The sequence below is a fragment of the Streptomyces yatensis genome (assembly GCF_018069625.1).
GTDB classification, from domain to species: domain Bacteria; phylum Actinomycetota; class Actinomycetes; order Streptomycetales; family Streptomycetaceae; genus Streptomyces; species Streptomyces yatensis.
On the sequence record NZ_CP072941.1, the window covers coordinates 835114 to 854979 of the forward strand.

Sequence of the window (19866 nt, forward strand, 5' to 3'; positions counted from 1 at the left end):
CCGCACCGTAGGAACGTCAACCTTTCACGTCTCCTACCAGCCCTCCTCAGCCCGCCCGACCTTGGGACGTCATGCACATTCGCGATCTTCCGTATCCCGACCCCGGCCGACCCGACGTACGGTCAGGTCCGCGGTTTCTCTTCTGGCTGGGCAGGAATCAGTTGGGCGGGCAGGTCAAGGCGGCCCTCTGGGGTCTGGTGCACATGGCCGCGCTGGTGTCCTTCCCCATTGCCATCGGCTTCGGTGTGCAAGCGGTCGTGGACCGCTCCGGCTCCCGGCTGGCTATGTCCGGAGCGCTGATGGTGGGGCTCACCGTGCTCACCGCGCTGGGGGACGCCATGCTGCACCGCGCGGCGGTCACCAACTGGATCACGGCGGCGGCACGGGTGCAGCAGCTGCTGGCCCGCAAGGCGGTGGAGCTGGGGTCCGCCCTCACCCGGAAGGTGGCGGCCGGTGAGGTCGTCGCCGTCTCCACGGGCGATGTCGAGAAGATCGGCTGGTTCGTTGAGGCCCTCTCCCGCTTCACGGCGGCCGCGATCACCACCGTCGCGGTCTGTGTGGCCCTGGTTCTCTACCAGCCGGCGCTGGGAGTGGTGGTGGCGGTCGGGGTGCCCGCGCTGGCGCTGGCCGTGCTGCCGCTGCTGCCGCGCGCGGCGCGCCGGGCCGATGAGCAGCGGGAGAAGGCGGGCCGGGCGACCGAGTTGGCCTCGGACACCGTGGCCGGTCTGCGGGTGCTGCGGGGCATCGGCGGGGAGGAGCTGTTCCTGGGCCGCTACCGGCACGCCTCGCAGGAGGTGCGGGTCGCGGCGGTGCGCAGCGCGCGGATGTGGGCGCTGATCGCGGCCGTGCAGGTCGCGCTGCCGGGGCTGCTGCTGATCGGTGTCGTCTGGTACGGGGCGTCGCTGGCGCGCGACGGACGGATCGAGGTGGGCGAGCTGGTCACCGTGTACAGCGCGGTGACCTTTCTGCTCTTCCCGCTGCGGCACTTCGAGGAGATCGCCATGGCGTACTCCTTCTCCCGGCCCTCCGCGCGGCGCGCGGCCCGGGTGCTGGCGCTGCGACGCTCCTCTCCGGGCAGCGAGGGCGCGGCCACCGGGGACGGCGGCGAGCGCGGGGAGGCGCAGGAGACCACTGGGGACGGCGGGGAGCGCGGGCAGGCGCAGCAGACCACCGCGCCGCTCGGCGGGGATCTGTACGACCCGGCGAGCGGGATGCTGGCGCCCAGCGGGCTGCTGACCGCGGTGGTGTGCGGCGACCCGGACGCGGCGGGGCGGCTGGCCGACCGGCTCGGCGGACATCCCACGCACGACGGCCCGGGCGACGGGGACCAGGCCGGGGCACCGTCGGCGCTGCTGGGCGGGGTCGCCCTGGACGAGCTGCCGCTGACCACGGCGCGCGCCGCGGTGCTGGTGCAGGACAAGGATCCGGTGCTGCTGTCGGGGGCGCTCGCCGAGCTGCTGGATGTGCCGAGGTCCGGCGAGGTCTCGGCGGAGAAGGCGCTCGAGGCGGCCCAGTGCGGCGATGTGCTGGACGCGCTGGCGCAGGCGTCGGCGGCCGAGGGGGATGACGCCGGCCCCATGCGCACCCGGATCACCGAGCGTGGCCGCTCGCTGTCGGGTGGCCAGCGGCAGCGGCTGGCGCTGGCCCGTTCGCTGGTGACCGATCCGGAGGTGCTGGTGCTGGACGAGCCGACCTCCGCGGTGGACTCGCACACCGAGGCACGGATCGCCGACGGGGTGCGGCGGCTGCGGGCGGGCCGGACGACCATCGTGCTCACGTCCAGCCCGCTGCTGCTGGACCGGGCCGACCGGGTGGTGTTCGTGCCCGACGGCGCGGCGGCGGGGGTGGGCACCCATCGTGAGCTGCTGGGCACCGATCCCGCGTATCGCGCGGTCGTCACCCGCGAGACGGAGGACGAGGCCGCCGTGCGGCGGGCCGGGCGGAGCGCCGGGCCGGCCGGACCGGGCCTGGAGGACATCGGGCGGATCGAGGAACAGATCGAGGAGTCGGCATGATCGGCGTGGCACCGCCCGGCTATGACCCGGCCGCACCGGAGTCGGCGACGACGCTGCCGGTCGGCACACCCCCCACCGTGCGGGCCTATGTGGGTGAGCTGCTGCGGCGGCATCGGGCCGCGTTCACCGTGCTGATGGTCGTGAACGCGACCGCGGTGATCGCCTCCATGGTCGGCCCGCAGCTGCTGGGGGGCCTGGTCGAGGACCTCTCCCAGGGCGAGGAGGACCTCCACATCGGCCGCATCGTGGTGCTGTTCACGGTGGCGCTGGTGGTGCAGACCGTGTTCGTCCGGATGGTGCGGCTGCGCGGTGCGGTGCTGGGCGAGGAAATGCTGGCGGATCTGCGGGAGGACTTTCTCGTCCGGTCGGTGGGCCTGCCCCCGGGGGTGCTGGAGCGGGCCGGGACGGGGGATCTGCTGTCCCGGATCACCACCGATATCGACCGGCTGGCGAACGCGATGCGCGAGGCCGTGCCGCAGCTGGCCATCGGCGTGGTGTGGACCGGGCTGCTGCTCGGCGCGCTGACCCTGACCGCTCCCCCGCTGGGGCTCGCGGTGCTGGTGGCGCTTCCGGTGCTGGTGATCGGCTGTCTCTGGTACTACCGCCGCGCGCCCAGCGCCTACCGCTCGGAGGCGGCCGGCTATGCGGCGGTGTCCGCGTCCCTCACCGAGAGCGTGGACGCCGGGCGGACCATCGAGGCCCACCGGCTGGGCGACCGGCGGATCGCCCAGTCCGAGCTGCGCATCAAGCAGTGGACGGCGTGGGAGCGCTACACGCTCTGGCTGCGCTCGGTGCTCTTCCCGGTGATCAATGTGAGCTACACGCTGATCACCGGTTCGGTGCTGATGATCGGCGGCGTGTGCGTGATGCGGGGCTGGATGTCGATCGGCGATCTGACCACCGGGGCGCTGCTGTCGCAGATGCTGGTCGAGCCGATCGGGCTGATCCTGCGCTGGTACGACGAGCTGCAGGTCGCGCAGGTGTCGCTGGCCCGGCTGGTGGGGGTGCGGGAGATCGAGGAGGGCCCCGCCGACCAGGGGGTGGTCCCCGGCGGCCGGGAGGTGCGGGCGGACGAGGTGCGGTTCGGATACCACGAGGGCAGCGATGTGCTGCACGAGGTGTCCATGAAGGTGCCCCCGGGGACGCGGCTGGCGCTGGTGGGCCCGTCCGGGGCGGGGAAGTCCACCCTGGGGCGGCTGCTGGCCGGGATCTACTCCCCGCGCACCGGCCGGGTGACGCTGGGCGGCGCGGAGCTGGCGCGGATGCCGGCCGAGCGGGTCCGTGAGCATGTGGCGCTGGTCAACCAGGAGCACCATGTCTTCGTGGGCTCGCTGCGGGACAATCTGCTGCTGGCCCGCGCCGTCGCCACGGACGCCGAGCTGTGGGCGGCGCTGGGCGCGGTCGACGCCGATGGCTGGGCCCGCGCGCTGGACGAGGGCCTGGACACCGAGGTCGGATCGGGCGGTCTCGCGCTCACCCCCGCACAGGCGCAGCAGATCGCGCTGGCCCGGCTGGTGCTCGCCGATCCCCATACGCTGGTGCTGGACGAGGCCACCTCGCTGCTGGACCCGCGGGCGGCGCGCCATCTGGAGCGCTCGCTGGGCCGGGTGCTGGAGGGCAGGACCGTGGTGGCGATCGCCCACCGGCTGCACACCGCGCATGACGCGGATGTGATCGCCGTGGTCGAGAGCGGCCGGATCACCGAGCTGGGCAGCCATGACGAACTCGTCGCGGCGGACGGGGCCTACGCCGCGCTGTGGCGCTCCTGGCATCAGTGAGGAGGGTGGCCGCGCCCCGGCGCGGCCGCCCTCGTCCCGTCCGGGGGTCAGATGACGCCGAGGGCGGCCAGTCCGCCCATGCCGCCGAGCAGCATGAAGACCGGCATCAGCACCTTCAGCTCGACCCAGCTGCCGGCTCGGAAGCGCATGCCCTTGGGCGGGCCGAGCGCGTACCAGCGCTTGCGGCCGATCGGGATGGGCCACAGGATCGGGCAGCCGGAGACGGTGAGCGCGTCCCCGATGTCGTGGACCAGGGCGCCGAGCACGATCGGCAGGCCGAGCCAGAGGTACTCCTGGCCCGGTGCGCTGAACAGCCAGTCCGAGCCGTTGCCCGGCCGGTGCAGCACATCGGCGAGGATCCAGGCGCTGGCCGCGCCGAGCAACCACACCAGGACATCGCTGGAGACCCGGGCGGCGCGCCACAGCAGCCCCTCGACGGCCAGCACCATATGCACGAAGAGGATGCCCAGCACCGCCCAGCGCCCGCCGACCAGGGCGAGCGCCGAGGCTCCGGCGCCGATCAGCACCGCCCATACCCAGGTGTGGGTGAGGGTGCGGTGGCCGCCCGAGCGGCGCGGGTCGCCCTGCTTCCTGGTCGCCTTGTAGACGGAGTACGAGAGCTTGTCGATCACCTCGCACAGTCCCTTGGAGATGGGCCCGAAGGCGCGCGATATGGTCGCCGCCTTGTGATCGAGGTCGGGGGCGAGCGCCGCTCCCGCGCAAATCAGCGCGCCGGCGACCAGCACCGGCCAGGGCATCGAGTGGCCGGCCGCCGCGGCAGCCGCCCCCACCCCCAGCCAGGCCGCCGCTCCGGACAGCGAATGCGCCGGTCCCATCATGGTCGTACCCCGCCCCTGTTCTTTCCCGCTTCCGCGCGGGAGTTGACTGCTTCGGCCCGGCACAGCCTAGCGGCGGGCGATCTTCGTCCGCACAGCCGGTTCCCGTCCCGGCGGGGAAACCAGGCAGTATAGGTGCGTGACTCTTATCGATCAGCTGCCGAGCGACGCCGACCCCGACGCACTTTTCGAGGCGTTCTCCACCTGGGTCGAGGAGCGGGGCATCTCCCTGTACCCCGCCCAGGAGGAAGCGCTGATCGAGGTGGTGTCCGGGGCGAATGTCATCCTGTCCACCCCCACCGGATCGGGCAAGAGCCTGGTGGCGGCGGGCGCCCACTTCGCCGCGCTCGCCCGGGACCAGGTCACCTTCTACACCGCGCCGATCAAGGCCCTGGTATCGGAGAAGTTCTTCGAGCTGTGCAAGCTCTTCGGCACCGAGAACGTCGGGATGCTGACCGGGGACGCGTCGGTCAACGCGGACGCGCCGGTCATCTGCTGTACGGCCGAGGTGCTGGCGTCCATCGCCCTGCGGGACGGCAAGGACGCCGACATCGGCCAGGTGGTGATGGACGAGTTCCACTTCTATGCGGAGCCGGACCGGGGCTGGGCGTGGCAGATCCCTCTGCTGGAGCTGCCGCAGGCGCAGTTCATCCTGATGTCGGCGACGCTCGGTGATGTGAGCCGGTTCGAGGGCGACCTGACCCGGCGCACCGGGCGGCCGACCGCGGTCGTGCGGTCCGCGACCCGGCCGGTGCCGCTGAGCTACGAATACCGGACGACGCCGCTGACCGAAACGCTGACCGAGCTGCTGGAGACCCAGCAGGCGCCGGTCTACATCGTGCACTTCACACAGGCGGCGGCGGTCGAGCGTGCCCAGGCGCTGATGAGCATCAATATGTGCTCGCGCGCCGAGAAGGACGAGATCGCCTCGCTGATCGGCAACTTCCGGTTCACCACCAAGTTCGGCCGCAACCTGTCCCGTTACGTCCGGCACGGGATCGGCGTGCACCATGCGGGCATGCTGCCCAAGTACCGGCGGCTGGTGGAGAAGCTGGCGCAGGCCGGGCTGCTCAAGGTCATCTGCGGTACGGACACCCTCGGCGTGGGCGTCAATGTGCCCATCCGCACCGTCCTGTTCACCGCGCTGACCAAGTACGACGGTCAGCGGGTGCGGACGCTGCGGGCCCGGGAGTTCCACCAGATCGCGGGCCGGGCCGGCCGGGCCGGTTTCGACACCGCGGGCTTTGTGGTGGCCCAGGCGCCCGAGCACGTCGTCGAGAACGAGAAGGCGCTCGCGAAGGCCGGGGACGATCCGAAGAAGCGCCGCAAGGTGGTCCGCAAGAAGGCGCCGGAGGGCTTCGTCAACTGGGGCCAGAACACCTTCGAGAAGCTCATCGCCTCCGAACCCGAGCCGCTCACCTCCCGGTTCCGGGTCACCCACGCGATGCTGCTGTCGGTCATCGCCCGGCCCGGCAACGCCTTCGAGGGGATGCGCCGCCTGCTGGAGGACAACCACGAGCCGCGCAAGAACCAGCTCCGGCACATCCGCCGCGCCATCGCGATCTACCGCTCGCTGCTGGACGGCGGGGTGGTCGAGCGGGTGGAGCCACAGGGCGCCGACGGTGCGGACGGGGGCGCCCCGATCGTCCGGCTGACGGTGGATCTGCAGCAGGACTTCGCCCTCAACCAGCCGCTGTCCACCTTCGCGCTGGCCGCCTTCGAGCTGCTGGACCCCGAATCGCCCTCCTACGCCCTGGACATGGTCTCGGTCGTCGAGTCGACGCTGGACGATCCCCGGCAGATCCTGGCGGCGCAGCAGAACAAGGCGCGCGGTGAGGCGGTCGCCGCGATGAAGGCGGACGGCGTCGAGTACGAGGAGCGCATGGAGCGGCTCCAGGACATCTCCTACCCCAAGCCGCTGGAGGAGTTGCTCTTCCACGCGTACGGGCTCTACCGCAAGAGCCATCCCTGGGTCGGTGACCACCCGCTGTCGCCCAAGTCGGTGATCCGCGACATGTACGAGCGGGCGATGACCTTCACCGAGTTCACCTCGTTCTACGACCTGGCGCGGACCGAGGGCATTGTGCTGCGCTACCTGGCCAGCTCCTACAAGGCCCTGGACCACACCGTGCCGGACGACCTGAAGTCCGACGACTTCCAGGACATCGTCGCCTGGCTCGGCGAGATGGTGCGGCAGGTCGACTCCAGCCTCCTCGACGAGTGGGAGCAACTGGCCAATCCGGAGGACGAGTCGGCGGAGGAGGCGCAGGAGCGCGCCGACCAGGTCAGGCCGGTCACCGCGAACGCCCGCGCCTTCCGCGTGCTGGTGCGCAACGCGATGTTCCGCCGGGTGGAGCTGGCCGCTTTGGACAAGGTCGCCGAGCTCGGGGAGATGGACGCCGACTCCGGCTGGGACGAGGACGCCTGGGCGGAGGCGATGGACGGGTACTGGGAGGAGTACGAGGAGCTCGGCACCGGGCCGCAGGCCCGCGGGCCGAAGCTGCTGCTGATCGAGGAGGACCCCGAGCACGGCCTGTGGCGGGTGCGGCAGACCTTCGACGATCCGAACGGCGACCACGACTGGGGCATCTCGGCGGAGGTCGATCTCGCCGCCTCCGACGAGGAGGGCCGGGCCGTGGTCCGGGTCACCGACGTGGGCCAACTGTAGCCTCCCGGACGCGGTCCACGCCGAGGACCGGCCCGGCCCCCTCAGTGAAGGAGCACCACCGATGACCAATCCCGCCGAGCGCCTGGTCGATCTGCTCGATCTGGAACGGATCGAGCAGGACATCTTCCGCGGCCTCAGCCCCGATGAATCGCTGCAGCGGGTGTTCGGCGGGCAGGTGGCGGGCCAGGCGCTGGTGGCCGCCGGACGGACCACCGACGGGCTGCGTCCGGTGCACTCGCTGCACGCGTACTTCCTGCGGCCGGGACGGCCGGGCGTGCCCATCGTGTACCAGGTGGAGCGAATCCGGGACGGGCGCTCCTTCACCACCCGCCGGGTCGTCGCCATCCAGCAGGGTCGCACGATCTTCAATCTGACGGCCTCCTTTCATTCTGCTGAGCCGGGTATCGAGCAGCAGCTGCCGATGCCCGAGGTGCCCGGGCCGGAAGGTCTGCCGACTCTCGCCGACGAGGTCCGCTCCCATCTGGGAGCGCTCCCCGAGGCGTTCGCCCGCATGGAGCGCCGGCAGCCCTTCGACGTCCGCTATGTGGAGCGGCTGCGCTGGACGGACGAGGACTTAAAGGGCGTGGAACCGCGCAGCGCCGTATGGATGCGCGCGGTGGGGCCGCTCGGGGACGACCCGCTGGTGCACACCTGCGCGCTCACCTATGCGAGCGACATGATGCTGCTGGACGCGGTGCGGATGCCGGTCGAGCCGCTGTGGGGCCCACGGGGCTTCGACATGGCCTCGCTGGATCACGCCATGTGGTTCCACCGGCCGTTCCGCACGGATGAGTGGTTTCTCTACGACCAGGAGTCGCCCGTGGCCACCGGCGGCCGGGGACTGGCGCGCGGCAGGATCTACGACCGTGCGGGCCGGCTGCTGGTGTCGGTGGTGCAGGAGGGGCTGTTCCGCCCGCTGCGGCCCGCCGAAGGTGCTGCCGGAGGAGCGGCCGAAGGCGCCGCCGACGGTGGCTGAGCGCCACCGGGGTGTGTGCCGCGCCGAGCCTCATCGCCTGCCGACCAGCTTCTGCCACAGGCTCCGCGGGCGGCCCGGAGCCGGGGTGCGGTCCTCGATCGGCCGCTCCGCCCCGGCGTCCGGGCGCGGCGCCGGCCGGGCCCGGCGGGCGTCGCCCAGTGAGGAGGCGAGGGCGACCCGATAGCGCCGGATCTCCCGTGGGTCGTCGGCCGTGACCACCGCATCGATGACATCCCGGACCGCGCCGGCCTCGGGGCGCATCCGGACGAGCGCGGGGCGAAGCTGCCGCAGATGTGTCCGCTCATACGGATCGGCCACGGCCGAGGCCAGTTCGACGGAGCCGAGCACCGAGGCCAGGACCGCGGCCCGCTCCCAGGGGTCCTCGGTCTGGTCGAGCAACTGGCCGATCCGGCGGCTACGCCATTTCGCGGCCCGCCAGTCCTCCCCGGCGGCCAATGCGGCGCTCAGCCCCGGCGGGGTGCGGCCGCTCAGCAACTCCGGCTGCCTGATGGCGAACTCGGTCAGCTCCGACGCCAGATAGAGCCATACGACGGCCCGATAGCGATTGACATAGAACCGGACGGGGGCGAAGAATCCCCCGCGCGCGAGACGGCTGAGCCGGCCCTGGCTGATGCCGAGCAGCTGCGCGCCCTCCGCCGTGCCGACCACGCGCAGACGGGCGATGAGCGCCTCCGGGAAGCCCTCGGCGGCGGTCACCCGCCTCAGCTCCTCGCACGCCACCCGCCGACCCAGGCCGGTGGTGACGGTGCGCACCTCTCCCAGCTGCACGGCCAGCTCGAACTCTCGCGATTTCAGCCCCAGCGCCCGGGCCGCCGCGCCGAACCCGACGCTCTCGCCCGGCTCCGCCGGCCCGCCAGGGTCTTCCGGCCCGCTCGCCTGCCCCGGTACGCCCGGCTCGCCGAGCCACTCCAGGCTCCACGGCCCCTGGCTCTCCCGCAGCTCCTGATCCATCCGCACTGCCATCGCGACGCCCTCCCCCGCACTGCCTCAATCACTGACAGTGACGACGATAGCCGCGAAGCACGACGGTCGGTCAGGCCTGTGGATAACTTCCGCGCGACATCAGCCGGGGGTGCCGGTCTCCTGCCTGGCCTCGACTCCCAGATGCTCCCCCACCCGGTTGACCAGCAGCGCCATCTCGTAGGCGACCTGCCCCACATCGGAGTCCGGCCCGGTGAGCACACACAGACAGCTGCCGTCCCCGGCCGCGGTGACGAAGAGGACGCCCTCGTCGAATTCGACCATCGTCTGCCGCACCCGGCCCGTCCGGAAGTGGTGCCCGGACCCCTTGGCGAGGCTGTGCAGCCCCGAGGCCACCGCGGCCAGGTGCTCGGCGTCCTGGCGCACCAGTGTGGAACTCGCCCCCGTCACCAGCCCGTCGTTGGACAGCACCAGCGCATGCCGTATCTCCGCGATCCGCTCGGTCAGGTCGTCCAGTAACCAGTCGAGCCCCTTGTTCACTGCCATATCCGATTCCTCCCCGATTCCCCTTCAGCTGCGTGCCAGCCTTTCTCACTGCCGCCGTCTGGGCAACCCGCCCCGCCCGGCACCCCACGGTTGTGCGCTGATTGACGCAGGATGGGGACATGGCACAGAACATGACCAAGGATCAGTGGCAGAAGTTCCTCATGGAGGGCACCCGCACCGCGAAGCTGTCGACCGTGCGGGCCGACGGAAGCCCCCATATCGCCCCCGTGTGGTTCCTGCTGGACGGTGACGACCTCGTCTTCAACACAGGTCAGGAGACGGTCAAGGGACGCAACTTGGCCCGGGACGGCCGGGTCGCCATCTGCGTGGACGACGACAGGCCGCCGTTCGCCTTCGTCACGCTGCGGGGCCGGGCCGAACTCATCGACGATCTGCCGCAGGTCCGCGACTGGGCGACCCGGATCGCCGCCCGTTATATGGGCGAGGACCGCGCGAAGGAGTTCGGCGACCGCAACGGCGTGCCGGGCGAGCTGCTGGTCAGGGTGCGCATCGACAAGGTACTCGCGCTCGCCGGAGTCGCCGACTAGCGAGATTCGACCGAAATCCATTCCTTCACGGCGCACCCCCGCCCATCCGACGTTTACGGGCGCATGAGGACCTTTATCGCACCGTCCTCCTTGTGCTGGAACATCTCATAGGCGCGGGGTGCCTCCTCCAGCGGCATGCGATGGGTGGCGAACCCGTCGACGCCCAGCGGGTCGTCGTCCGTCAGCAGCGGGAAGATGTCGTCGGCCCAGCGCCGCACGTTCGCCTGGCCCATCCGCAGCTGGATCTGCTTGTCGAACATGGTCATCAGCGGCAGCGGATCGGCCATGCCGCCGTACACCCCGCTGAGGGAGATCGTTCCACCGCGCCGCACCAGCGCGATGGCCAGCCGCAGCGCCGCCAGCCGGTCGACCCCGGCCTTCTCCGTGAGCTTGGCGGCCCAGTCCCGCGGAAGGAGGCCCGTGACCCGCTGGGCGGTCCGGCCGAGCGGGCTGCCGTGGGCCTCCGTCCCCACCGCGTCGATGACCGCGTCCGGTCCGCGGCCGCCGGTGGTCGAGAGGACGGCCTCGACCAGGTCCTCCTGACGGGAGAAGTCATCGAGGTCATGGACCTCGACACCGTCGGCACGCGCTCGGCGCAGCCGTTCGGGGACGAGGTCCACTCCGATGACCCGGTCGGCCAGGCCCCGCACCTTCGCCACCCGGCAGGCCATGATGCCGATGGGGCCCAGTCCCAGGACCGCGAGCGTGCCGCCGCGCGGAATCCCGGCGTACTCGACGGCCTGCCACGCCGTGGGCAACACGTCGGACAGATAGACGTAGCGGTCGTCCTGGACTCCTTCGGGCACCTTGATCGGGCCGTACTGGGCCTGCGGCACCCGCAGATACTCCGCCTGGCCGCCGGCCACCGCGCCGTAGAGCTTGGTGTAGCCGAAGAGCTCCGCCCCCATGCCGTGCTCGGCGACCTGGGTGGTCTCGCACTGCGTCTGCAGACCGGATCGGCACATCCAGCAGTGTCCGCAGGCGATCTGGAACGGAACCACCACGCGGTCGCCGGGACTGATGTGCGTCACCTCCGGACCGGTCTCCTCCACGATGCCCATCGGCTCGTGGCCGAGGATGTCGCCGGGGGTCATGAAGGGCGTGAGCACCTCGTACACATGCAGATCGGAGCCGCACAGGCCGGTGGTGGTGATCCGGACGACCGCGTCCGTCGGCTCCTTGATGATCGGGTCCGGCACCGTCTCGACCCGCACATCATGTCGGCCCTGCCAGGTCACCGCTCGCATCGCCGCATCCCTTCGCCGTGGTCGTCGGCATGGTCTTCCGGGGGCCGCTACGGGTACCCCGGCGGATCCGGCCGAAGCGCCGGCGGGACCACGGCCCGCGCCGCCGGTCCACCAGGTCCACGAGCCGGGATGTCTCCGCGGCGACCACCGACGGCTCGGCGCCCGCGGTGCTCAGCACGGCCAGGCACGCGCCGTCCGCCAGCGCCGCGACGAAGAGGAGCCCGGCCGCCATCTCGATCATCGTCCGCCGGGGCGGACCGCCGCGCCCCCGGCGCCCCGCGCTCGCGGCGACGCGGTGGAACCCGGAGGCGACGGCGGCCAGGTGCTCGGCCTCCTGACGGGAGAGCCCACGGGACGCGCTGACGGTCGCCCCGTCCCGGGAGAGCAGCACGGCATGGCGTACGCCTCCGGCCCCGGCCACCAGATCGTCCAGGATCCGGTCGAGATCGGCCATGGAGCGTTGGGCGGCGCTGCGGGGCTTGGTCATGGGCGGTCTCCCTCGGTCGGGATGCGCCGCGCCGTGCGGCGCTCCAGGTGTCCCCTGGGCCAGGGACGCTAGACCCGGCGGGGGCGCACATTGGGGGCGCATTACGGAACCTGTTGAAATTTGACAGAGTCAGATGCCAGTGCGATCGGCCAGCGTCCGAATCTGCACTCGATGCGGGCGTAGGCTGCTTGTTCACCGCATCGCTTCACCGTTCGTATCCAAGGTGTCCCGAGGAGTTCCCGTGCCACATGAGCCCTCCCGCGGAAACAGCGCGGCCGACGTGAGGGACTTCTTCGGCCCCCGGGCGGCCGACTGGGACAGCCGCTTCCCGGACGACGGCCCCGCCTACGCCGCCGCCGTCGCCGACCTCGGACCGCGCCCCGGGGACGCGGTCCTCGACGCGGGGTGCGGGACGGGGCGCGCGCTGCCCGCGCTGCGCGCCGCGGTCGGCCCCGAGGGGACCGTCCTCGGCGTGGACCTCACGCCCGCCATGCTGGACGCCGCCGTACGCGCGGGCCGGGACGGCTTCGCGGGCCTCGCCCTCGCCGATGTGGCGCGGCTGCCGCTGGGTGACGGCTGCCTCGACGCGGTGTTCGCCGCCGGACTGATCTCCCACCTCGCCGAGCCCGGGCCGGGCTTGCGGGAACTGGCCCGGGTGGTGCGCCCCGGCGGGCGGCTCGCGCTGTTCCATCCGGTGGGGCGGGCCGCTCTCGCCGCCCGCCACGGCCGCACCCTCACCCCCGACGACCTGCGGGCGGAGCCCCAGCTGCGGCCGTTGCTGGCGGGCGCCGGCTGGCGCCTGGAGTCCTACGCCGACGAAGACGCACGCTTTCTCGCGCTCGCCGTCCGCGAAACCGACTGACCGACTTGGCGCTCCGCGGGAAGTGCCGCGAGGTGCGGTCGTCCATCCGCGGCTGTGTCGTGGCCGCCACGCGGCGGAGCCGCATATCGACACAGCACCGCGCCCCTTCGGGCCGCACCCGAACCGCACCGGGCTTCATCGAGGCCGCTCAGACGGGCCGGACCGGCCAGGGCTGATCCGCGATCGCCGCCGCGCGGCCGGGGGCGTTGTCGACCATGACGTTGTGCCCCGCCCCGGATCGGTGCGGTTCGCGCCGGGCGCCCGACAATACACTGGCAATACATCGCCCTCGATGTATGACATCTACGAGGTACAGCGGTCATCGGGCACAATGCGGCCATGCTCGAACTCGCCATCCTGGGCTTCCTCCATGACGCCCCTCTGCACGGTTACGAGTTGCGCAAGCGCATCGCCGCACTGACCGGACAGGTCAAACCCGTGGCCGAGAGCACCCTCTATCCGGCGATCAAGCGGCTGGAGAAGGCCGGACTGCTGGCCCGCCGGACCCAGCCCGGCGCGGGTGCGGCACCCCGGCACGTCCTGACGCTGACCGCCGAGGGACGTGCGGAGCTGCGGCGCCGCCTGGCGCATCCGGCGGACATCGACATCACCGACGAGAACCGCTGGTTCACCCTGCTGGCGTTTCTGCGGCATCTCGAGGACCCGTCGGCACAGACGGAGCTGCTGGAACGCCGGATGGCCTTTCTGCGGCAGCCGTCGAGTTTTTTCTACGACGGCGACCGTCCGCTGCGGGCCGAAGAGGTGGAGGACCCCTTCCGGCGTGGCATCCTCACCATCGCCCGGGCCGCCGGCCAGGCCGAACTGTCCTGGCTGCGGCGCACGCTCGACACGCTCCGGGCGGCGACCGACGACTGACGCCGACCGCGACCCGATGTCTCGACTCCATGGCTACTGGGTGGTTAAGGTGCGCGACGACGGATCGCCCTTCGGATCCGCATGCGCAAGAGGAGGCTGTCGTGCCCGCCACGGAGGAGTCAGGCGACGAGGCACTGTATGTGCTGACCGCGGTGCTGCTGACACCCGCTCAATTCCCGAGCGTGCTCGGTGACGACTATCCCGAGGCATGTGCCGTGCTCGGGCTGGAGCCGTACGACACCGGCTACGGACTGGTGCTGGGGCAGGACGGCGGCGGCGCCCGCTGGACGGTGGTCACCGACGATGTGTCACTGGTGGCGTGTGCCATCGCGACCTGGGACTGCGGTATGGAGTACGCCCTGGCCATCGACGACCGGACGGTGGTCGCCTCCCTTCCCGGCTGGCCGCTCGCGGTGGCCGTGGCCGCCCCGGGCATTCCGGCTCCCCATGACCCCGCTCCCGGCGCCGAACTGGGGGCGGACGCCTCCCGGGCGCCGCTGACGCCGCCGGACTCCGAGCGGTGGGGCCCGGCCCAGCGGCGGCTCGGCGCCGATGAGATCGCGCTCCAGTGGGCGATCTGGCGTGAGCAGGTGGACAGCGATGTGACGTTCGTGGCCCCCGGCGAGAAGCCGCACGGGGGCGTACGGCGGGTGCTGGAGGAGGCGCGCGGCTATCTGGCCTCGCCCCCGCCGGCGGGCCGGATCCGTTCGGCGTTCGCCTCCGGTGACGCGCGGACGCTGCGGGCCGACGGCCCGGGCTGGAGCATGGTGGCCCGAACCGACGACATCGCCTTCGTGCTGCTGGACGACGCTCCGGGCGAGGTGCTGCCGGTCGGCCGTGGCCCCGAGCTGCCGGAGCTGCTGACGGCCCTGGACAAGCTGGCCATGCGACCCCACTGAGGCGCGACCCGACTGAGGCGCGACCCCACTGAGAGCGCGGCCCCGCTGAGACACCGCTCCCCCAGCCGGCCGGGCCCCGAAACGGGGTCGCGGGCGGTCCGCGATCGGTACTGCACGGTCACTCCCGGCTGCGCGCCGCCCGTGGCCCCGAGCCCGGCCGGCCGCCTTCCGCGGCCGCGCTCGGCGGCCCGGCTGCCTCAGCGACCCAGCTGCTTACGGGAGACCCTGTGCAGCCTGCGGCGCTGGGAGGAGTCGAGCAGCAGATAGGCCGCCGCCGGCACCCCCACGATCACCAGCAGCGCCGCCCAGAAGGGCAACACCCAGAGCAGGATCACACCTGCCACCACACCACCGGTGGCGACCTTCGCGCGTGTGGACATTTCACCCGCCTCCTTCACGGCCCATAGCCGCACTCACTCCACACAACGGACACCGACGGCACCCGGTTCCTCCTCGCGCCCTCATCCTGTACCCTCGGGCGGCCCGGGCTCCACTAGTCAAATTTGAGGAATGCTCAGCGCTGTGACCCCACCCTCCGCGGCAACCCCCTCCGAGGTCGCCGAACTCTCCCGCTGCACCGCGGTCTTCCTTCCCGGTGACCCGGCACGCACCGGCCGGATCGCCTTCTGGCGGCCGGACGGCTCGCCCCCTTCCGGCCCCGCCACCGGCTCCGCCGAGGAGCTGACGGTCGCCGTCCCGGTGGACCCCGACGACGGCTCCACCGGCCCCACGCCCACCGGCCCCGACGTCCGGACACGGACCGTACGGGCGCTCGTGCTGCCCTTGGGCGAGGCGCTCCCGGTGCTCACCCGGGCCCGCGCTCGGGCCGCACAGGCCGGTCCGGGGCAATGCGACCCCGCCACGGCCTTCTGGGGCGCCGCCGCCGTACTCGCCCTCCAACTCGCGGCCCGGGGAAAGCTGCTGCCCGGGCTCACCGCCACCGACCACGACGCCTGGCGCGTCGGCCCGCTCACCCCCGACGACCTGACACGGGTGCGTGAACTGGCCGCAGCCATGCCGGCCAGCGCGCACGCGACGCCCCTGCCCGCCTCCGGCCCGCTGCTGCTGCCCGAGCCCGAGCGGCATCTGCGCGCGTTCCTGGACGGGGTGGCGGACGGCCTGCCGCGCTCGCCCGCCGCGGCGCCGGCCGCGGGCGGCCCCGCCTTCGCCGCCACCGCACCCCGGCGGATGCCCGAACAGCGTGCCTGGGCCGCCGATGTGGCCGCCGGGCATGACGCGGGGGTGCGGCTCTCGGTCCGTATCGAGCTGCTGCACGGCGGCGGTGGGAACGGTAAGGCGGACAGGCCGCACTTCCGTGCCGTCCTCCAGCTGCACAGCCTCACCGACCCGGCGCTGGTCGCGGACGCCGCCGATGTCTGGGCGGGCACCTCGCCCGTCATCCCGGCCCTCGGTCCGCGCGCCCGTATGGACGCGCTGCTGACCCTGCGGCGGGCGGCCCGCGCCTGGGCGCCGCTCGCCCCGCTGCTGTCGGCCGCCGTGCCCGACGCCCTGGACCTCGCCGACGAGGAGGTCGCCGAGCTGCTCGGCCCGGCGGCCGGGGCGCTGGACGCCGCCGGGGTCCAGGTGCACTGGCCCAGGGAGCTGGCCCGCGGGCTCACCGCGCGTGCCGTCATCGGCCCGGACGGCGACGACGAGGCCCAGGACGATGCCGGGCTCCGGTTCCCCGCCTTCCTCTCCGCCGACGCGCTGCTGCGCTTCAGCTGGCGGTTCGCCGTGGGCGACCAGGAGCTCACCCGCGCCGAGCTGGACCAGCTCGCCGAGGCCAGCCGGCCGGTGGTGCGGTTGCGCGACCAATGGGTCCTCCTCGACCCCGAGGCGGCGCGCCGGATCCGCGACCGGCAGGACCGCAAACTCACCCCCGCCGACGCCCTCGGTGCCGTCCTTACCGGTCGCGCGGAGGCCGACGGCACCGAGGTGGAGGTGCGGCCCACCGGCTGGCTGGAGGCCCTGCGGGACCATCTCGCCGACCCCGAGGGGACCGGAGGCACACAGCCGCCGCCCGTGTCCCAGCCGGCCGCTCTGGCCGCCACACTGCGCGACTATCAGCTGCGCGGCCTGGACTGGCTGGTCCGTATGACCTCGATCGGCCTCGGCGGCTGTCTCGCGGACGACATGGGGCTCGGCAAGACCATCACCCTGATCGCCCTCCATCTGCACCGCAGATCCATCCCCGAAGCCTCCGGGCCCACTCTGGTGGTCTGCCCCACCTCGCTGATGGGCAATTGGCGGCGCGAGATCGAGAGGTTCGCGCCGGGCACCCCGGTGCGCCGTTTCCACGGCCCCGCGCGCAGCCTGGACGGCCTCGCGGACGGCGAGTTCGTCCTCACCACCTACGGCACGATGCGGCTGGACGCGCAGCGGCTGGCCGAGGCCGGACCGTGGGGCATGGTGGTCGCGGACGAGGCGCAGCATGTGAAGAACCCGTTCTCGGCGACGGCCCGGCAGTTGCGCACCATCGGCGCGCAGGCCCGCGTGGCGCTCTCCGGAACCCCCATCGAGAACAACCTCTCCGAGCTGTGGGCGATCCTCGACTGGACCACGCCGGGGGTGCTGGGCACCCATGGCGCGTTCCGCAGGCGCTACGCCCAGGCCGTGGAGAGCGGAAGCGACCCCGAGGCCGCCGCGCGGCTGGCGAAACTGGTCCGCCCCTTTCTGCTCCGGCGCCGCAAGTCCGACCCCGGTATCGCGCCCGAGCTGCCGCCCAAGACCGAGACGGACCGGGCCGTCGCGCTCACCAAGGAGCAGGCCGGGCTCTACGAGGCGGTGGTGCGCGAGGTCCTCGCCGAGATCTCCGGCACCGGCGGTCTCGTCCGGCGCGGGCTCATCGTCAAGCTCCTCACCGGTCTGAAGCAGATCTGCAACCACCCGGCGCAGTATCTGAAGGAGGACCGGCCCGTGATCCCGGGGCGCTCCGGCAAGCTGGAGCTGCTCGACGAGTTGCTGGACACCATCCTGGCCGAGGGCGCGAGCGTCCTGGTCTTCACCCAGTACGTCCAGATGGCGCGCATCCTCGAGGGCCATCTGGCCGCGCGCGGGGTACCGGCCCAGCTGCTGCACGGCGGTACGCCGGTGGCGCGGCGCGAGGAGATGGTGCGGAGCTTCCAGGACGGCGAGGTCCCGGTGTTCCTGCTGTCGCTGAAGGCGGCGGGCACGGGGCTCAACCTCACCCGGGCCGGGCATGTCGTGCACTACGACCGCTGGTGGAACCCGGCCGTCGAGGCGCAGGCCACCGACCGCGCGTACCGCATCGGCCAGACCCAGCCGGTGCAGGTGCACCGCATCATCGCGGAGGGGACCGTGGAGGACCGCATCGCCGCGATGCTGACGCGCAAGCAGGAGCTGGCGGACGCCGTGCTCGGCTCCGGCGAGGGCGCGCTGACCGAACTGACCGACGCCGAGCTGGCAGAGCTCGTGGAGCTGCGGGGGACCGAACGATGAGCCGTGCCGAGGTCGAGCGCACCTTCGCCGCCCTGCCGCCCGTCCGTGGCCGCGGCTTCGCCGGCACCTGGTGGGGACGGGCGTGGCTGAAGGCCCTGGAGGACACGGCGCTGGACGGGGAGCAGCTGAAGCGCGGCCGCAAGCAGGCGCGCGAGGGCGCGGTGGGGGCGGTGTGCGTACGTCCGGGCCGGGTCACCGGCGTGGTGCGGGACCGCGACCGCACGCCTTACCGATCCGATGTGCTGCTGCGGGAGTTCACCGAGGCGGAGTGGGACCGGCTGCTGGAGGTGGTCGCGGACCGCTCGGGCCATATCGCCGCCCTGCTGGACCGCGACATGCCCCCGCAGCTGGCCGAGGACGCGGCGGCCGTGGGCGTCGAACTGCTGCCGGGGATAGGTGATCTGGAGCCGGAGTGCGGTTGTGAGGCGTGGGACCACTGCCCGCACACCGCCGCGCTCTGCTACCAGCTGGCCCGGCTGCTGGACGAGGATCCGTATCTGCTGCTCCTGATGCGCGGACGCGGGGAGCGGGAGCTGCTGGACGAGCTCCAGGTGCGCAGCGCGGCGCGGGCCGCCCCGCACCTCCCGCGGGCGGCGGAGGACGCCACCTCCCCGGCACCGAGGGGCGTACCGGCCCGGGAGGCGTTCGCCGCGCCCGGTCCGCCGCCGCTGCCCGCCCCGCCGCCCGCCGTCGCGGTGCCCGGCCGGCCCCCGGCGCTGGCGGGCGGCACGGACCCGGCCGAGGGGCTGGACGTCGCCGCGCTGGAGTTCCTGGCGGCGGACGCCGCCGTACGCGCCCAGCGGCTGCTGGCCGAGGCCCTCTCGCCCGGCCATGGCTCCTCCCCGATTCCGGCCGCGCTGACGGTGTGGCAGGACACGGTGCGGCTGACCGCCGCCGGTCCCCCGGCGCCGATCGCCGCCCGGCTGGCCGCCGGCTGCGGGCGCGACCGCACCGATCTGGCGCGTGCCGTCCGTGCCTGGGAGCACGGCGGGGCCGCCGCGCTCACCGTTCTGGAGGAGGAGTGGGCGCCGGACGCGGCAGCCCTCGCGCGTGCCCGCGTCCAGCTCGCCACCGCCTGGGAGGAGGACGAGCGGGCGCCCGAACTGCGCGCCGCGGGGAACCGCTGGACCGTGGTGGGAGCCGATCTCCAGGTGCGCTACGGACGCGACGGCCGCTGGTGGCCGTATCGCAAGGAACGCGGCCGCTGGTGGCCGGCGGGCCCGGCCGGACAGGACCCGGCGGCGGCGCTGGCGGTGCCCGGCGCCGACGGCTGACCGGCCCACGGCCGGTGCCTGGCCGCCGACGTCGCCGGGCTGTCCCTGCGGGCGGTCGCCACGTTCACCTGCCTGCGCCGCGCGGTCGACCTGGCGTACGCGGGCGGCGCACGGCCCGTGGCGGCATTCCCCTGCCACTGGCCGTGCGCCGGGAAGCCACCCGGCGTCGACGGCGCCGCCCGTAAGGATGGGCGCGCCAGTGAGTGGCCCCCAGGCCGTCACCCCAGCGCGGGGGCGGCCTCGGGGCTGCCCCTCCCGGCCGCCGTCCCGTGGCCGGTGAGGGCGGACGGGACCGGTGGCAGATCCGGCCGGGCCGCAGGGGCGGGGCGGCAACCTTTGGGTGGGCCGTGGAGACCGTAAGGGCGTCAACCCCCTCGGCACGTCTCCACGGGACGGAGTCACCCACCATGACCCTCAGCCCACGGCGCCCCCGGCGGCGCCGCCCCGCTCCGC

General features: G+C 72.9%; 16 protein-coding genes and 1 pseudogene. 11 read left to right on the plus strand and 6 right to left on the minus strand.

The annotated features are described in order from the left end of the window. Positions 1–71 precede the first annotated feature (71 nt). Positions 72–2015, plus strand: coding sequence for an ABC transporter transmembrane domain-containing protein (locus J8403_RS03185; RefSeq protein WP_211121750.1), 1944 nt, complete (start codon positions 72–74; stop codon positions 2013–2015). After that, entirely contained in the window at positions 2012–3793 is a 1782-nt protein-coding gene (locus tag J8403_RS03190) for an ABC transporter ATP-binding protein (RefSeq protein ID WP_211121751.1), read from the plus strand. Before J8403_RS03185 ends, J8403_RS03190 begins: the two co-directional genes overlap by 4 nt. 47 nt (positions 3794–3840) lie before the next feature. Here J8403_RS03190 and J8403_RS03195 read toward each other — a convergent pair whose 3' ends face one another. Beyond that, positions 3841–4632, minus strand: a complete 792-nt coding sequence (locus J8403_RS03195) for a metal-dependent hydrolase (protein ID WP_211121752.1) — start codon at positions 4630–4632, stop codon at positions 3841–3843. A gap of 136 nt (positions 4633–4768) precedes the next feature. On the opposite strand from J8403_RS03195, the gene J8403_RS03200 reads away from it, so the two are divergent. Both J8403_RS03200 and J8403_RS03205 read left to right on the plus strand, forming a co-directional pair. Beyond that, positions 4769–7297, plus strand: a complete 2529-nt coding sequence (locus J8403_RS03200) for a DEAD/DEAH box helicase (RefSeq protein ID WP_211121753.1) — start codon at positions 4769–4771, stop codon at positions 7295–7297. Between the two features lie 61 nt (positions 7298–7358). Further along, positions 7359–8273 (plus strand): acyl-CoA thioesterase, encoded by a 915-nt coding sequence (locus tag J8403_RS03205; protein ID WP_211121754.1) that lies wholly within the window; start codon positions 7359–7361, stop codon positions 8271–8273. A gap of 30 nt (positions 8274–8303) precedes the next feature. Here the strand turns inward: J8403_RS03205 and J8403_RS03210 are convergent, their stop codons facing one another. Further along, the gene (locus J8403_RS03210; RefSeq protein WP_211121755.1) at positions 8304–9257 is read right to left on the minus strand and encodes a DUF6397 family protein; all 954 of its coding nucleotides are present in this window, start codon (positions 9255–9257) and stop codon (positions 8304–8306) included. Positions 9258–9356: 99 nt separating this feature from the next. Continuing rightward, positions 9357–9761, minus strand: a complete 405-nt coding sequence (locus tag J8403_RS03215; RefSeq protein WP_014057270.1) for a roadblock/LC7 domain-containing protein — start codon at positions 9759–9761, stop codon at positions 9357–9359. A gap of 119 nt (positions 9762–9880) precedes the next feature. Between J8403_RS03215 and J8403_RS03220 the strand changes: the two genes are divergently transcribed. Then, positions 9881–10309, plus strand: a complete 429-nt coding sequence (locus tag J8403_RS03220) for a PPOX class F420-dependent oxidoreductase (protein ID WP_211121756.1) — start codon at positions 9881–9883, stop codon at positions 10307–10309. Positions 10310–10362: 53 nt separating this feature from the next. Here J8403_RS03220 and J8403_RS03225 read toward each other — a convergent pair whose 3' ends face one another. Next, positions 10363–11556, minus strand: a complete 1194-nt coding sequence (locus J8403_RS03225; protein ID WP_211121757.1) for a zinc-dependent alcohol dehydrogenase — start codon at positions 11554–11556, stop codon at positions 10363–10365. Then, on the minus strand, positions 11525–12043 hold the full coding sequence (locus J8403_RS03230; protein WP_211121758.1) for a roadblock/LC7 domain-containing protein: 519 nt from the start codon (positions 12041–12043) through the stop codon (positions 11525–11527). The genes J8403_RS03225 and J8403_RS03230 overlap by 32 nt, the downstream gene beginning before the upstream one ends. Positions 12044–12284: 241 nt before the next feature. Here J8403_RS03230 and J8403_RS03235 point away from each other — a divergent pair, with 241 nt between their 5' ends. From J8403_RS03235 to J8403_RS03245, 3 genes are all read left to right on the plus strand, one after another. Next, positions 12285–12905, plus strand: a complete 621-nt coding sequence (locus J8403_RS03235) for a class I SAM-dependent methyltransferase (protein ID WP_211121759.1) — start codon at positions 12285–12287, stop codon at positions 12903–12905. A 339-nt stretch (positions 12906–13244) separates the two neighbouring features. Beyond that, the gene (locus J8403_RS03240) at positions 13245–13781 is read left to right on the plus strand and encodes a PadR family transcriptional regulator (protein ID WP_211121760.1); all 537 of its coding nucleotides are present in this window, start codon (positions 13245–13247) and stop codon (positions 13779–13781) included. Positions 13782–13882: 101 nt separating this feature from the next. Continuing rightward, on the plus strand, positions 13883–14680 hold the full coding sequence (locus tag J8403_RS03245) for a hypothetical protein (protein ID WP_211121761.1): 798 nt from the start codon (positions 13883–13885) through the stop codon (positions 14678–14680). Positions 14681–14877: 197 nt separating this feature from the next. Here J8403_RS03245 and J8403_RS03250 read toward each other — a convergent pair whose 3' ends face one another. After that, complete coding sequence (locus J8403_RS03250) at positions 14878–15060, minus strand: hypothetical protein (protein ID WP_014057263.1); 183 nt, start codon at positions 15058–15060, stop codon at positions 14878–14880. Positions 15061–15190: 130 nt separating this feature from the next. On the opposite strand from J8403_RS03250, the gene J8403_RS03255 reads away from it, so the two are divergent. The 3 genes and pseudogenes from J8403_RS03255 to J8403_RS43420 all read left to right on the plus strand — a co-directional run. Beyond that, positions 15191–18139: a DEAD/DEAH box helicase gene (locus J8403_RS03255; protein WP_211121762.1), complete on the plus strand. Its 2949-nt coding sequence runs from the start codon at positions 15191–15193 to the stop codon at positions 18137–18139. Beyond that, positions 18136–19413, plus strand: coding sequence for an SWIM zinc finger family protein (locus tag J8403_RS03260; protein ID WP_211121763.1), 1278 nt, complete (start codon positions 18136–18138; stop codon positions 19411–19413). Before J8403_RS03255 ends, J8403_RS03260 begins: the two co-directional genes overlap by 4 nt. Before the next feature lie 12 nt (positions 19414–19425). Further along, positions 19426–19539, plus strand: a pseudogene (locus tag J8403_RS43420) (Pycsar system effector family protein); the annotation flags it as partial. Positions 19540–19866 lie beyond the last annotated feature (327 nt).

What these genes read in the sequence shown, in the direction of transcription:
- J8403_RS03210 (WP_211121755.1), bottom strand. Translation starts at nt 9,257, where the DNA reads ATGGCAGTGCGGATGGATCAGGAGCTGCGGGAGAGCCAGGGGCCGTGG.
- J8403_RS03215 (WP_014057270.1), bottom strand. Translation starts at nt 9,761, where the DNA reads ATGGCAGTGAACAAGGGGCTCGACTGGTTACTGGACGACCTGACCGAG.
- J8403_RS03185 (WP_211121750.1), top strand. Translation starts at nt 72, where the DNA reads ATGCACATTCGCGATCTTCCGTATCCCGACCCCGGCCGACCCGACGTA.
- J8403_RS03230 (WP_211121758.1), bottom strand. Translation starts at nt 12,043, where the DNA reads ATGACCAAGCCCCGCAGCGCCGCCCAACGCTCCATGGCCGATCTCGAC.
- J8403_RS03225 (WP_211121757.1), bottom strand. Translation starts at nt 11,556, where the DNA reads ATGCGAGCGGTGACCTGGCAGGGCCGACATGATGTGCGGGTCGAGACG.
- J8403_RS03255 (WP_211121762.1), top strand. Translation starts at nt 15,191, where the DNA reads ATGCTCAGCGCTGTGACCCCACCCTCCGCGGCAACCCCCTCCGAGGTC.
- J8403_RS03190 (WP_211121751.1), top strand. Translation starts at nt 2,012, where the DNA reads ATGATCGGCGTGGCACCGCCCGGCTATGACCCGGCCGCACCGGAGTCG.
- J8403_RS03260 (WP_211121763.1), top strand. Translation starts at nt 18,136, where the DNA reads ATGAGCCGTGCCGAGGTCGAGCGCACCTTCGCCGCCCTGCCGCCCGTC.
- J8403_RS03250 (WP_014057263.1), bottom strand. Translation starts at nt 15,060, where the DNA reads ATGTCCACACGCGCGAAGGTCGCCACCGGTGGTGTGGTGGCAGGTGTG.
- J8403_RS03220 (WP_211121756.1), top strand. Translation starts at nt 9,881, where the DNA reads ATGGCACAGAACATGACCAAGGATCAGTGGCAGAAGTTCCTCATGGAG.
- J8403_RS03240 (WP_211121760.1), top strand. Translation starts at nt 13,245, where the DNA reads ATGCTCGAACTCGCCATCCTGGGCTTCCTCCATGACGCCCCTCTGCAC.
- J8403_RS03205 (WP_211121754.1), top strand. Translation starts at nt 7,359, where the DNA reads ATGACCAATCCCGCCGAGCGCCTGGTCGATCTGCTCGATCTGGAACGG.
- J8403_RS03195 (WP_211121752.1), bottom strand. Translation starts at nt 4,632, where the DNA reads ATGATGGGACCGGCGCATTCGCTGTCCGGAGCGGCGGCCTGGCTGGGG.